This is a genomic window from Parapusillimonas granuli, assembly GCF_013416525.1.
Taxonomy (GTDB): Bacteria; Pseudomonadota; Gammaproteobacteria; order Burkholderiales; family Burkholderiaceae_B; genus Parapusillimonas; species Parapusillimonas granuli.
Genome location: NZ_JACCEM010000005.1, coordinates 408,296 through 420,912, shown reverse-complemented (window position 1 = coordinate 420,912; position 12,617 = coordinate 408,296). Strand labels below are relative to the sequence as shown.

Genomic DNA, 12,617 nt, shown 5'->3' with positions numbered 1-12,617 from the left:
GTCAACGTGCTGGCCCATTCCAATTCCGTACGCTTCAGTGCCACACGCTTCAGGTGCCGCTCAGTATTTGCCGGAAAAAAGAGCGCCGTAGCCAGGGATGCCTGTCGGCAAACCCAGTTTCTTCAGCATTTGGTAAGTGGTTGCCACGGAAGAAGAGATGACTGGCAGGCCCGTCCGATCCTCAATAGGCTGCACGGACGGAAGCGACGGCATCTGCACACATGCGGAACAGACGATCGCATCGACGTTGGCCGTGTTCAACTTCTTCGTGATTTCAACGGGCGCCATTGGGTCTTGGCGGCCGACCTCGAGGTTATCCGGTATTTCAAGCGAAATGCTGTCGACCACCTCGATACCTTCATGCTCGATGTAGTCAATCACCAGCTTGGTCAGCGGCTTCATGTAGGGCGCAAGCAGCGAAACCTTCTTCGCCCCGATGATTTTTAGACCGTCGACCAGTGCGCCGGCACTTGTCACTACGGGAGCGGGCCCCCCGTTCTCCATCGTCCGCTGGTGAAGCCGTGCCTCGGAGACGCGATGATATCCGACGCCCATGCTCATGATCGCAACCAGGCAGGCATAGCCCAGCACGTCCACCCGCGCATCCGACAATTCGAGCGCGCAGCGGTCGCTGTCGGCATCCATTGCCGCGAGCTCCTCCTTCGTCACGTTCTTCATCCGCATCCGGCTGGAATGAAAGGTGAAGCGCTCCGGAGCGGTCATTTCGCGCGCTCTCAACATAGCGGGGATCTCTGTCTCCATCGTCGTATTCGACGATGGAACGATTTGCCCAATGCGGAAGATGCGTGGTTGAGTCATGCCTGAATTTCCTGTTCCAACTGAGCCATGGCGTCGCAGTTGAGGTCGTCCTCAGCAGCGAAATCCTCGAATCGCGCAGCCTGCAGCGGCTTGCGGTTTACTCGTAAGTCAAAAACATCAAAGCGGTTGTAGTGGCCGGTGATGTCATGCATCTGGCGTGGCTGGATGCAGCGCGACAGGTCAATGTCGGCGTATACGATGCCCTCGTCGTCGATCAGCGGTTCGCCTATCATGCGCCCGTCCGGCCCGATGAAGCCGGAGAACGCGCTGTTTTTCCGGACCAGAAGCTGCCTTGCCTCGGGAAAATCAAGCTCCAGGGCCGAGATGATTTCTTCGGAGATCGTTGAACAAGAGACGATGGTGAAGATTTTTCCTTCGAAACTATGGGCCGCGGCACGCACTTTAATGGCGTCCGCCATGTCATAGTCGGGAGGGGCGACCGGTAAAGAGATGTAGCTCGCGACATGCACCATCTCGCCTTGAGAAAGCAGCGCAAAGCGTGCGAGCGTGTTGGTGTTCTCTCCGCATGCCAGGGACCCCAATGGGCCGATCGAAGTGTTGTGGACGCGCAAGGCGGAGCCGTCACCAGGCGCCCAAATCAGCTTCTCGGCCCAGGTTGGCACCAGTTTGCGATGCCGTCCAAGAATCCGCCCTTCGTCAGAGATGGTAACCAAGGTGTTATAGAGCGTACCCACACTGTGTTTGCTGCGCTCATTGACGCCAACGACAACGTTGATTTTGTTGCGCCGCGCCGCCGCGGCGATTTTTCTAATCTCCGGCCCGGGAACTTCAATCGCCGAGCGAACCAGCCGCTCAAACCATGGAGATCCTTGTACGGGATTGCCGACCCAACTCCAGTATGGATATCCGGCGACAAAGACCTCGGGAAACGCTACCAGGCGGGCGCCATTGGATGCCGCCTCCTCGATGAGACGTAGGACCTTGTCGACGGTTGCGTCAGTATCCAGGAACACGGGAGCCGTCTGTACGGCCGCCGCTTTGAAGTTGTGAAGTTCTAACATGCGATTCTCCGGTTAAGATCGATACAGCTGATTTAGTAGGAAGGGTCATGATCGACCGCTTCAGCACGCGTGTTCGGCAGCAGCAGGCAGCCCAGCACACCCACGATTGCCGTCACAACGACCGGATACATCAAGCCTCCGAAAATGTTCCCGCTAGCTTGAGACAGATAGGTCGCCACGAAGGGCACGAGCCCGCCGAAGATGCCGGCGCCGATGTGATATGGGAAGGACAAGGCGGTATAGCGAATGCGCGGCGGGAACAGCTCCACCAGGTAAGCGGCCACTGGTCCGTAGATCATCGCCACCACCGCTGTCATCAGGATCAGGATCGCCACTATCGACACCCGATCGATGCGCGCCGGATCCGCTTTGGAGGGATAGCCGGCTTGGGCAAGGGCTTCCCCGTATGCCTTGGCATCAAAGCCATTGACCGTCACACCTCCTACGGACATGGCTATTGGCTGGCCGGGGAGCGGTGCGGCGTACTCGAAGTTAATGCCCTTTGAGACAAGGAATTTCTTTGCCTGAACGCAGACTTTCTTGTGGTCGGAGTGGGCGCTCACCAATGCGGCTTGAAGGCCAAAGTCGCAGCTGCCGCCACTTGCGTCAGCGTGGATGCTCACGGGCGTGGTCTTCATGGCCTCCGCCAGGGCCGGATTACCCGCCGACAGCAGAGCGCCGAACATGGCGTGATAGCCGAGCGCCGACGCGAACAGGCCCGCCATCATGAGCCATTTACGACCGATTCGGTCAGACAGCCATCCGAACAGCACAAACGTGGGCGCACCGATCACAAATCCAATAATCAAGAGCTGATACACCGTGGCCTGGCTGATCTGTACGGCCTGCTGCAAGAAGATCATTACGTAGAACTGGCCCGTGAAATAGGTCGAGCCCATGCCCGCGGTCGCCCCGACCAAGGCGATCAGCACCAGGCGCAGGCTTCGCCACTGGCCGAACGTTTCCTTCACGGGGTTCCGGGAAAGGCGCTTCTGCTGCTTCATGCGGGTGAACACCGGCGACTCGTTCAGCTTGGCCCGTACGTAGATGGAAATTGCGAGCATCACGATCGACAAGATGAAAGGAAGGCGCCAGCCCCAATGGCGGAAGTCCTCCGCGCTCATGCTGGCTTGCGTGATCAGAATCACAACGAGCGAAAGGATCAGCCCGGCCGATGAAGTGATCTGTATCCAGCCTGTCAGCAGCCCCCGGCGTTTCGGCTCACAATGTTCTGCGACGTAGATGACGGCCCCGCCGTACTCGCCTCCGACCGCCAGCCCCTGAATCACGCGCAGGGTCAAAAGCAAAATCCACGATAAGTGTCCGGCAGTTTCATACGTGGGCAGGCAACCAATCAGCAAAGTCGCTCCACCCATCATTACGACGGTGGTGAGAAACGTGATTTTTCGCCCAAGCTTGTCACCCAGGTACCCGAACAGGACCGCTCCGATCGGCCGGATGATGAATCCCACCGCCAATGCGCCGAGCGCCGCCAACAGCGAAACGGTGGGATTGTCTGGTGGAAAAAGGACCTGGCTCATGAACACCGCCAATGAGCCATAAATGAAAAAGTCATACCACTCGAAAAGCGTACCGACGGTGGACGCAACCACCACCTGCCGCTCTTCGCGGCGGGTCAATGTCGCCGGCTCCGCTTCGTAATTCGATTGGTTCGCTATCGCTCCCATCTCGCCATCTCCTCGATCAAGTTCACGTTGTTTTTGATAGGGTCAAATTATCACTACAGTATCAAACAATGTCAACTTGCTGACGGCCGCACACGGAATTGAAGCCGCAAGCGAACGTGCCGGCCAGGGTGTTAGGCGTTATGATCTCGACCTGCATTCCCAGACAGACGTTGATAGGTGATGAAGAAAAAGCCAACGACATCCGCGACAAAAGCGCCTGAACTACCCGAGAAGGCGAGGAAGGGCCACGGAGGTGGCGCGGCGCTCAAAGCCGCGTCTTCAGAGAAAACCGTTCGGCGCGGAATTCAGTCGATTGAGACGGGATTCACCATTCTGGACGCACTGCGGTCCGCGTCCGGCCCGGTCCCGCTTGGCAAGCTTGCCGAATTGACCGGACTGACCACTGCCAACACTCATTACTATCTCGTCAGCTTCCAAAGGGTGGGGATCGTTCAGCAAGACGCCGATACGGGCCATTACGGTCTTGGTCCATATGCCCTGAAGCTCGGCATTGCCGCCCTGGAGCAGTTTGATGTCTACAAGCTGGCGCGGCCCTCTATGCTGGACATCAGCACGCAAACAGGACACACCGTATTCCTGGGCGTTTGGGGAAACAAGGGCCCGACCATTGTTTATCGTGTCGAAGGCAGTAAAAGCCTGCCTTTGCTCGAATTGCGAGTCGGCAGCGTTCTACCGCTGCTGTCCTCCGCCCTTGGGCGGAACTTTCTCGCGCATCTGCCGGCTGCGGAGACCTCGGGAATGCTCGAACATGAGCTGAAGCTGCAGAGCTCGGGATACACCGTGCCGCATGCCGATATTCCACGCACGGCCGCTGCTGTCGACGAGATGAAATCGATTATCCGAGATCAAGGCTATAGCCGGTGCCAGAACACCCTCTTGCCCAATTTCACGTCCCTGTCTGCTCCAATTTTCGATTTGTCGGGCGGCATCGTTGCCGCTCTGACCATCATGGGGCCGGCCCACATGCTGACGGAAGAAAATGAGGCCGACGCCGTGCGGCTGCTCAAGCGGCACACCGCCGAAATTTCACAAACGGCGGGAATGTATGGCTAGAGGATTGCGGCGCCGTCCACCGCTTGCCAGGGACCTTGGCCGTCGCCATCAAAACCGATAGGTCAGCCCAAGTACCGGACCGCGCATGCGCACATCATAGACGTGTCCGCCACGGTCATAATCGACATTGAGCGTCTTGTAGCCCACTGAGGCGGACAGGCGGTCGGAAAAGACATAGTTGACCGCCGCGAGCGACGACCACGTGTGATTCGAACCCGCACCGAAGCCGCCGACATCCGCCTGCACATGCAGAAACAGCCTTTGCGTAATGGGGAGGAATGCGCGCACGGCGGCCAAAGGATCCACCCAATGGAAGCTTTCACCGTGTTTGGCTGTCAGGGACTTGATGGCGGGGTGGCTCGCCGTGACCGTGACGTCATTGGAAATATGCCAGATGCGCGCGCCGGCCAAGACGTCGAGCGTGAACGCGGGCGTGTCGACGACGCGGTATCCGCCTTGCAAGGCTGCCGTGAACTGCTTGCTGTCGACCTTTGCGTCGACGCTGGCTCCCGGCGGAATTGCGATCCCGATGCCGGGTAGCTGGAATGCCGGCAACGGCCCCTCGCCGTGGGCATCGGTCGTGCTCACGTACATGACATCGGCCGACAACACGAAGCGATCGCGGCGGGCCCATACATTGACGAAACCGCCGCCATTGAGGTCTCCGAGCACGTCGGAGAACGACTTCTCCACCCCCAGCGTCGGGGCTTTCTGGAATGGGGAAACCTTCCCGCTGAGCCCTGTGGCCCAGAGATAGGGCGTGATCTGCGCCGTCCATGCCGCCGCGTCTCTGGGAACGCGGGTCGGCTGTTCCGGCCGGCCCGCGGCGGCGCTTTCGGCATGGGCGATTTGGGCGCCGCAAAACAACAAGGCAAGGGCGCACGCGTGTTTACTCAAGACATATGCCCCCATGAAGGACTGCTCCTGTATATGTTTTTCATCCGCCCCGCAGCGCGCCGCCGAGACACCGGGCTGGGCCGCCGCGCCGGTTTCAAGCCGCCCCGTGTCGAGCCAGGGTAGGGATACTTTCTTTTCGCCGCTGCGTTCCACGCGGATTTTATCGAACCGCCCTCTGAATCTCAATGTTTCCGGCAACCCGATCGCAGGTCGAGTCCCACGCCTATAAATCCAGCACGATGGACGCGCCCTTCGACCTGGAGCAGCACGGCGTCATCTGCGTGTTCCGGGCCTGCTCTTCGGGCGTCAGGTATTGATCCCGGTGATCGATTTCGCCTTGCAGCACGCCGGTCAGGCAGGTGCCGCAGACGCCTTGCTCACAGGACACGGGAATGTCGATGCCATGCTCCGCAAGCACCTGGACAATCGATTTGCCGGCGGGCACAAGGAAGGTCTGGCCGGTGCTCTTCACCGTCACGCTGAACTCGGTGTCGGCGGATGCGTCGTCGCCCGCCGGTTCCGCGCTGAACCTCTCGAAATGCAGTGTATCGTCGGGCCATGCCAGGGATCGGGCGCCGGCCTGCACATGGTGAATGAAGCCGGGCGGGCCGCAAAAATAGACCGCCGATGCGCGCGGCGCCGCCGCCAGCACCTGGACGGGGTCGAGATGCTCGCCGGGCTGATCGTCGCGATGCAAAAAGACCTTGTCCCTGAAGGGGGCGGCGGCGAGCCTTTCCCGGAAGGCGGTTCTTGCCGCGCTGCGCGCGTAATAGTGCAATTCAAAGCCGCGGCCCTGGGCATGCAAGCTTTCGGCCATGGCCAGCAAGGGCGTGATGCCGATGCCGCCGGCCAGCAATATGCTGTGTTCCGCCCGGTTCAAACGGAAAAGATTGCGCGGTACACTAATCTGCAGCAGGTCGCCTTCGCGCACCTGTTCATGCATGTGGCGCGATCCGCCCCTCGAAGCCGGTTCGCGCAGCACCGCGATTTCATAGCGGCCGGCCTGCTCCGGCGCGTTGCACAGCGAATACTGGCGCAGCGCGTCGCCGGCCTGCACGTCGATGTGTGCGCCCGCTTCGAACGGAGGCAGCGGCCGCCCGTGCTGTTCAGCCTCCAGTTCGAACAAGGCGATGTCGTCGGTCAGCATCGTTTTGCGCTTCACGAGCACGTTGATGCGGTTCTGGGGTGTGGGTTGTTGCATGGTGTCTGGGCCATTCAAAGGGTATTGATGTTGAAAAACAAGCATTCACGGCCATCAAGCGCCGCGGCGGGGCGGCGGGTTCCGGTTCGAGCGCGCCGGCGGGCGGCCGGGCCCGCATGAATACTTCTCTTCGCCAGCTGCAGGGCTTCGTCCTGGTTGCAAAGCTGGGCAGCTTCACGCGCGCCGCCGAGCAGCTTCACATTACGCAGGCCGGCCTGAGCTCCATGATCCGCGATCTCGAAGCCCAGTTCGGCTGCCGCCTGTTCGACCGCACGACGCGCTCGGTGTCCTTGACGCCGGCAGGAGCCAATCTGGTGGCTTCCGCCAACCTGATCATCAGCGAGATGCTGCTCGCCAAGACCCGGGTGACGGCGGCCTCGGCGCAGGAAAGGCGGCTGCTCAAGGTGGCGGTCACCCAGGTCGTGGCCGCCAGCCTGATGCCGCACGTGGAGAACGCGTTCGCGCGCATCCAACCCATGGTGCAACTGCGCGTTTTCGATGTCGCGCAAGGCCAGATCCAGACGCTCGTGGAAACCGGCGAAGCCGACATCGGCTTCAGCATCTACCGCAAGCCGTCCACCAGCATAGAAACGCGGGAAGTGATCCGCTTTCCCATGCTGTACATAGCGCCCAAGGGCTTGCTGTCGGCGCCCGGCGGACCGCGCGGCGCGGCGCTCAGTCTTCATTGGAACGACATCCCCGATATTCCGCTCATTTCGCTTGCCGCCGAATTCCCCCTGCAGCAATCCATCGATGCCGCGCTGGGCGCGTCCGGCCGCTCCTTCACGCCGCGCGGCGCCTACAATTCGATGCAGACCATGATTGCCATGGTCGCCGCCGGCCATGGCGCCGCCCTGCTGCCCTCGGTGATCGAGCCGCTGTGCGACTTGCGCCGGGTCGACATCGCCCGTGTGGTGGAAGACTCCGTCATGCAGCCGTATTACCAGATATGGAAACGGGGCCGGCGCCTGCCTGACATCGTCACCCCGTTCGTCAATGCGTTCAAAGAAGTGGCCTACGAACTGTGCTCCAGGTGATCAGCTCACCGGATCCAGGCTGTCCCGCTCGACTTCGGCCAGGGGCGTGTTTTCGGGCTCATAAGAGAACAGCCATTCGTATCGGGCCCGCACCTTGTTTTCCTCCCATTCGCGCGCGATGTAGCGCTGGGCTCCTTCCGCGTCGGCGAGCTCCGGGTTGTGGAAGCGCTTGGTGTTCTCGGCGGAGCCGATGACGATGCGGGTGCTGCGCTCGATGCGCGTGGCCTGGTAGACCTGCAGGGCGCGCGGCAGATCGCCGCTGTGCGCCTGCACCGCGCGGGCAAGCACGCAAGCATCCTCGATGGCCATGCCCGCCCCTTGCGCCAGGAACGGCAAAGTGGGGTGGGCGGCGTCTCCCAGCAGGCTGATCCGGCGGTTCGTCCAGTTGCCCAGGGGATCGCGCAGCATCATGGCCCAGCGCATGGGGGTTCCCAACTGGTCGATCAAGACGTGCACGTCGGGGTGCCAGCCGGCGAAATCCTCATGGCATTCGTCCACCGATCCTTGTTCCGTCCAGGATTCCTTGAACCAGCCTTGCTTTTCGACGATGCCGGTGAAGCTGACGAGCCGGCCCCCATTGACCGGGTAGTGCACGATGTGCGCCCCTGGGCCCACCCAGTTCACCCCTGAATGCCCTTGCATGCTGGCCGGCAGGGTATGAATGGGAATGACGCCGCGCCAGGCGATGCATCCGGAAAACTTCGGGCTGTCCTTGGCGATGACGCTTTCCCGCGTGATCGAGTGCACGCCGTCGGCGCCGATCAGCGCATCGCCTTCCAGGCGGGTGCCGTCTTCCAGCTCGACGTATGCGTTTTCGGTGGTTTGTCCGACCGCGCGCACGCGCGCGTTCATTCGAATCGAGCCCGGGGCGCGCTGCCTCAGCGCTTCCAGCAGTATGTCGTGCAGATCGGGGCGGTACAGCATCATGTAGGGATAGCCGTAGCGCTGCACCGACTCGTTGCCCAGGTCGAACAGGTTCCACTGCTGCCCGGTGTTCCAGAGGCGTATGCATTTTTCGCTGGGCTTGATGGTGACGCCGGCCAGCGCGGGCCCCAGGCCCAGGCCGTGGAGCACGCGCGTGGCGTTCGGCGAAAGCTGCAGCCCGGCGCCCAGCGCCTTGAGCTCTTTCGCCTGCTCCAGGACCAGCGTGTCGATGCCGCGTTCGATCAGGCACAATGCGGCGGTCAGGCCGCCTATGCCTCCGCCTGAAATGAGGATGCGTGGTGATTTCTTCATCGGTGGGGTGTGTCAAACGTAGTAGAAGTCCAGCTTGGACTCGAGATAGTCGTTCATCAGTACGATGCGCTTGTGCAGGATCCGGAGACCGTCCGCCGTGGCCTGCAGCGTGTGTCCGTAATGGCCGAAATACGTAAGATGGCTTTTGCGCTTGTGGTCGTAGATATGGCTGGTCCAGCTCGATTCGACCTGGACGACGCCGTCGGCCGCCTGCGCGCGCAGGCCGGCGACCATGTGGCAGGTTCGCGGGTCGGGCATGGACGACACCGAAAGCCCCGAAGTAATCCGGCTGATGCGCTCCTTCAGGGCCGGCTTGCCTTCCAGGTAGATAAAAGACAGCTCCGTGTCCGGGTCTTCGGTAAGCTCGCGCTCATTGCGCCAGGTGGGCATCCACAGCACGGCCGTATCCGCATACAAGGCCAGCCAGTCGTCCCAGCGCTTTTCGTCCAGCAGGCGCGCTTCGGTCAGCACGATCCGGCATGCCTTTTCTTCAATGGTGCTCGCAGTCACGATTCGCTCCCCTGTGCGGCGTCGTTCATCAATCCTTGCTCGATCAGCGTCCGCCAGTAGCGGTAGGTTTCGTGCATGACGGTTTCGTCGCCCAGATTGAAGCCGCCCACGACGGACGATATGGGATGCACGCCCAGCTCCAGGGCTTCCGCGGGAGCCGCCGCGCGCTGGAAAGCCGTTCCCCTGGAATGGCCCTGCTGCCATGCGATGCCGGCGGCCTGCATGCCGCGCTGACAGTCTTCATAGTTGGTGATGTCGTCGGGAGTGGCCAGGCCGGTGGGGTTGAAGAATTCTTCATACTGGCGGATGCGCAGCCGGCGGGCTTCGGCCGGTTCGCCTACGGGCGCCAGGCAGAAGGTGCGCATTTCGGTCAAGTCGGGGGCAAGTGGACGCCAGATGCGGAGCTGCAGCGAGGCGTTTTCCGCAAACTGCGCGTTCGGAAACGCGGTGATGTTGCGCACATAGGCCATCCACTTGGCGCGCACGCTTCCCACGCGATCTTCCAGTTCGGCGCGCGAATGGCCGAGCGGCGTGGCCGCGTCGGACGGCGCCGGCCCCCACATCGCGTTATGTCCGTTTCCGAATGCGAACGTGCCACGCACCAGTTCGCTGCTTTTGAAATTGGAGTAGACCGATTTCGATTCGGCGCGCTTTTTCAGCACCTGGATGTAGGACGGGTGCGTGGACGAGAAATGATAGGGATCCACGCCGTTCTCCAGCTGCAGCTTCCAGTTGCCCTGGAAGGTGAATGCGCCGGTGCCCGCGACGCACTCGATTCCTTGCGGGCTTTGGTCCACGATGAGGTCGATCATGGTCTTGAGATCGCCCAGATACGTTTCAAGCTCGGGGACGTCCGGATTCAGGCTGCCGAACAGCACGCCCCGATACGATGCGAACCGGGGCACGGGCGCGAGGTCGTGCGAAGCGTTGTCGAAACAGGGCGGGTAGCCGCCCTCTTTCTTGTCCTTGATCAGTATGTTCTTGCCGGAGGCGTCGTAGGCCCAGCCGTGATACTGGCAGACGAAGTTGCGGCTATTGCCTTGCTGGGTATGGCACACCAGCGCCCCCTTGTGGCGGCAGCTGTTCACGACGCAATGGGCCGCGCCCTTGGCGTCGCGCGTCACGATGACCGGCGTGCGGCCGATATGCGTGGTGAAGTAGTCGAAGGCCTTGGGAATCTGCGATTCGAGGCCCAGCAGGTTCCAGGTGCCCTCGAAAATGTATTTCATCTCCCAGTCGAATACTTCCGGGTCCCTGTAGATGTCGCGATGGACCAGGAACTCGTCAGCCGACTTCTCGACGATCAGTGCGTGCTGTTTCATGGCTGTGGCTCAGTTGGTGATCTTGATTTTGGCGTTCTGGATCAGCTCCGCCCACAGCTTGGTGTCTTCGTCTATTTTCTTGGCGAATTCGGCGGGCGTGGTGCCGTCCACGAAGAAGCCGGATTTTTCCAGCTTGCCGCGGGTTTCGGGGTTGGCCAGCACCTTTTGAACGCTCTTGCTGATCAGCTCGATGCGGTCGGCGGGCGTACTGGCCGGCGCAAGCAGGCCGAACCAGGTGGTGGCGTCGAAGTCCTTGTAGCCGATCTCGTCCAGCGTCCGCACATCGGGCAGCGCCGGCCAGCGCTTGAGGCTGGTCACCGCCAGCGGAATGATGCGCTTGTCCTCGGCCAGGGGCACGATGCTGGTCGGGGTGTCGAAAGCGTAGTCCACATCGCCCGCCAGCAGGGCGTGCATCATGGGCGCGCCGCCGTTATAGGGCACGTGCACCGCTTCGATGCCGGCCTTCATGTTGAACAGCTCGCCTATCATGTGGGCCGTGCCTCCCGTGCCCGACGAGCTGTAATTCAACTCCATGGGCCGGGACTTGCCCAGCGCGACGAATTCTTCAATGGTCTTGACTTCCAGGCGCGGGCTTGCCGCGAACACGAAGGGCGCCGACAGCACCATGCTGATGGGCGCGAAGGATTTGCGCGCGTCGTACGACAAGGGCTTCAGATTGGGCAAAATGGAAAGCCCGCTGCCGGTGCCCCAAAGCAGCGTGTAGCCGTCGGGGCTGGCGGCTGCGGCCCGCGCCGTGCCGATGGAGCCGCCGGCGCCCGGGACGTTTTCGACCACGAAGCTTTTCCCCATTTCCTGGGCCAGCGCCGATGCGACGGCCCGCGCCGACGCGTCGGTCGGCCCACCGGCGGCAAACGGCACGATGACCGTGATGGGTTTCGACGGATAGGTATTGGCGTTTGCCGCCGAGCTCAGCCATGCAAGGCTGACCGTGGCGAATGAAGCAAGCAATACGTCAAGAAGCTTTCGACCGCGAAAAATCATTTTTGTGTCCCTTTGTTGATTCGAACCAGTCAATTGCAACTGGATGTCAATAGTTATGAGTGGGACAACTTTAATCTAGATCAATTTATAAATGAATAAACAAAATATTTTTATAAGACAAGTAAAACTTATGAATTGAAGCGAAGCCGCGGGCAGGATGCGGACGCGCCACAGTGCGGGGCGGGTCGAAGCGCCGCGCGCCGGTCACTCCATGCCCGGTGCCCGGCTGAGTTCGTTGTTCACGCTGACCAGCACGGCGAGCATTTCCATGAATTGCGCGCGCTGTTCCGGAGCCAGGGGCTCCAGCATGCGCTCCTGCGCCCGGAGCATCAGCGGCACCAGGCGGTCCAGCAGGGCCTCGCCTTCGTGGGTGATGTACAAGAGCTTGACTCGTCGATCATTGGGGGACAGCCGGCGGTCGACCAGGCCGCGCGCTTCGAGGCGATCTATGACCCCGCCCGTCGTCGACGCATCCAGCGCGATCAGCTTGGCCAATGTGCGCTGGTCCACGCCAGGATGGTTGCGCAGCGCCTGCAAGGCCGCGAACTGTACCTGCGTGACGCTTTTTTCGCCCACTTCCTGTGTGTAGATGCCCGCCGTGATCTGGTGCAGGCGGCGAATCAGATGGCCTGGCAGGGTATCGAGCTGCAGGGGTTCGACCTGCGATGGGCGCGCATTCCGGGTCATACGAACTCAGGGTTTTCCATAATAGGACAGTGAAAGATCATAACACTACACTTAATATAAGCATACTTATTATATGTACACATACAATATGTGAGCTTACCGAATGGCCGCAGAGACGCGGC

At 61.1% G+C, this 12,617-nt stretch carries 12 protein-coding genes; 2 read left to right on the top strand and 10 right to left on the bottom strand.

Going from position 1 to position 12,617, the window contains the following annotated elements; translation table 11 throughout:
• Nucleotides 1-60: 60 nt before the first annotated feature.
• From H0A72_RS11850 to H0A72_RS11840, 3 genes are read right to left on the bottom strand one after another with little or no spacing between them, the layout of a single operon-like run.
• Nucleotides 61-819 (bottom strand): maleate cis-trans isomerase family protein, encoded by a 759-nt coding sequence (locus H0A72_RS11850; protein ID WP_281389282.1) that lies wholly within the window; start codon nucleotides 817-819, stop codon nucleotides 61-63.
• Nucleotides 816-1,841, bottom strand: coding sequence for a carbon-nitrogen hydrolase family protein (locus tag H0A72_RS11845; RefSeq protein ID WP_180155477.1), 1,026 nt, complete (start codon nucleotides 1,839-1,841; stop codon nucleotides 816-818). Before H0A72_RS11845 ends, H0A72_RS11850 begins: the two co-directional genes overlap by 4 nt.
• A 32-nt stretch (nucleotides 1,842-1,873) precedes the next feature.
• Nucleotides 1,874-3,529 (bottom strand): MFS transporter, encoded by a 1,656-nt coding sequence (locus tag H0A72_RS11840; RefSeq protein WP_180155475.1) that lies wholly within the window; start codon nucleotides 3,527-3,529, stop codon nucleotides 1,874-1,876.
• A 180-nt stretch (nucleotides 3,530-3,709) separates the two neighbouring features.
• Between H0A72_RS11840 and H0A72_RS11835 the strand changes: the two genes are divergently transcribed.
• Entirely contained in the window at nucleotides 3,710-4,603 is an 894-nt protein-coding gene (locus H0A72_RS11835; protein ID WP_180155473.1) for an IclR family transcriptional regulator, read from the top strand.
• A 48-nt stretch (nucleotides 4,604-4,651) separates the two neighbouring features.
• Here the strand turns inward: H0A72_RS11835 and H0A72_RS11830 are convergent, their stop codons facing one another.
• Complete coding sequence (locus H0A72_RS11830; protein WP_218953285.1) at nucleotides 4,652-5,653, bottom strand: DUF481 domain-containing protein; 1,002 nt, start codon at nucleotides 5,651-5,653, stop codon at nucleotides 4,652-4,654.
• A 70-nt stretch (nucleotides 5,654-5,723) separates the two neighbouring features.
• Complete coding sequence (locus tag H0A72_RS11825; protein WP_218953283.1) at nucleotides 5,724-6,701, bottom strand: PDR/VanB family oxidoreductase; 978 nt, start codon at nucleotides 6,699-6,701, stop codon at nucleotides 5,724-5,726.
• A gap of 116 nt (nucleotides 6,702-6,817) precedes the next feature.
• Between H0A72_RS11825 and H0A72_RS11820 the strand changes: the two genes are divergently transcribed.
• Complete coding sequence (locus tag H0A72_RS11820) at nucleotides 6,818-7,738, top strand: LysR family transcriptional regulator (RefSeq protein WP_180155471.1); 921 nt, start codon at nucleotides 6,818-6,820, stop codon at nucleotides 7,736-7,738.
• Here H0A72_RS11820 and H0A72_RS11815 read toward each other — a convergent pair whose 3' ends face one another.
• The 5 genes from H0A72_RS11815 to H0A72_RS11795 all read right to left on the bottom strand — a co-directional run bounded on the left by H0A72_RS11815 (nucleotide 7,739) and on the right by H0A72_RS11795 (nucleotide 12,495).
• On the bottom strand, nucleotides 7,739-8,974 hold the full coding sequence (locus H0A72_RS11815; RefSeq protein ID WP_180155469.1) for an FAD-dependent monooxygenase: 1,236 nt from the start codon (nucleotides 8,972-8,974) through the stop codon (nucleotides 7,739-7,741).
• 12 nt (nucleotides 8,975-8,986) lie between these two features.
• Nucleotides 8,987-9,484: an aromatic-ring-hydroxylating dioxygenase subunit beta gene (locus H0A72_RS11810; RefSeq protein ID WP_180155467.1), complete on the bottom strand. Its 498-nt coding sequence runs from the start codon at nucleotides 9,482-9,484 to the stop codon at nucleotides 8,987-8,989.
• Nucleotides 9,481-10,806 (bottom strand): aromatic ring-hydroxylating oxygenase subunit alpha, encoded by a 1,326-nt coding sequence (locus H0A72_RS11805; protein ID WP_180155465.1) that lies wholly within the window; start codon nucleotides 10,804-10,806, stop codon nucleotides 9,481-9,483. The genes H0A72_RS11810 and H0A72_RS11805 overlap by 4 nt, the downstream gene beginning before the upstream one ends.
• A gap of 9 nt (nucleotides 10,807-10,815) precedes the next feature.
• Nucleotides 10,816-11,775, bottom strand: coding sequence for a Bug family tripartite tricarboxylate transporter substrate binding protein (locus H0A72_RS11800; protein ID WP_180155463.1), 960 nt, complete (start codon nucleotides 11,773-11,775; stop codon nucleotides 10,816-10,818).
• 237 nt (nucleotides 11,776-12,012) lie between these two features.
• Complete coding sequence (locus H0A72_RS11795) at nucleotides 12,013-12,495, bottom strand: MarR family winged helix-turn-helix transcriptional regulator (RefSeq protein ID WP_180155461.1); 483 nt, start codon at nucleotides 12,493-12,495, stop codon at nucleotides 12,013-12,015.
• Nucleotides 12,496-12,617 lie beyond the last annotated feature (122 nt).

Bases quoted from the DNA above. Each gene is read 5' to 3' on its own strand.
- H0A72_RS11825 (WP_218953283.1), bottom strand. From the start codon at position 6,701: ATGCAACAACCCACACCCCAGAACCGCATCAACGTGCTCGTGAAGCGC.
- H0A72_RS11840 (WP_180155475.1), bottom strand. From the start codon at position 3,529: ATGGGAGCGATAGCGAACCAATCGAATTACGAAGCGGAGCCGGCGACA.
- H0A72_RS11795 (WP_180155461.1), bottom strand. From the start codon at position 12,495: ATGACCCGGAATGCGCGCCCATCGCAGGTCGAACCCCTGCAGCTCGAT.
- H0A72_RS11805 (WP_180155465.1), bottom strand. From the start codon at position 10,806: ATGAAACAGCACGCACTGATCGTCGAGAAGTCGGCTGACGAGTTCCTG.
- H0A72_RS11820 (WP_180155471.1), top strand. From the start codon at position 6,818: ATGAATACTTCTCTTCGCCAGCTGCAGGGCTTCGTCCTGGTTGCAAAG.
- H0A72_RS11815 (WP_180155469.1), bottom strand. From the start codon at position 8,974: ATGAAGAAATCACCACGCATCCTCATTTCAGGCGGAGGCATAGGCGGC.
- H0A72_RS11845 (WP_180155477.1), bottom strand. From the start codon at position 1,841: ATGTTAGAACTTCACAACTTCAAAGCGGCGGCCGTACAGACGGCTCCC.
- H0A72_RS11835 (WP_180155473.1), top strand. From the start codon at position 3,710: ATGAAGAAAAAGCCAACGACATCCGCGACAAAAGCGCCTGAACTACCC.
- H0A72_RS11850 (WP_281389282.1), bottom strand. From the start codon at position 819: ATGACTCAACCACGCATCTTCCGCATTGGGCAAATCGTTCCATCGTCG.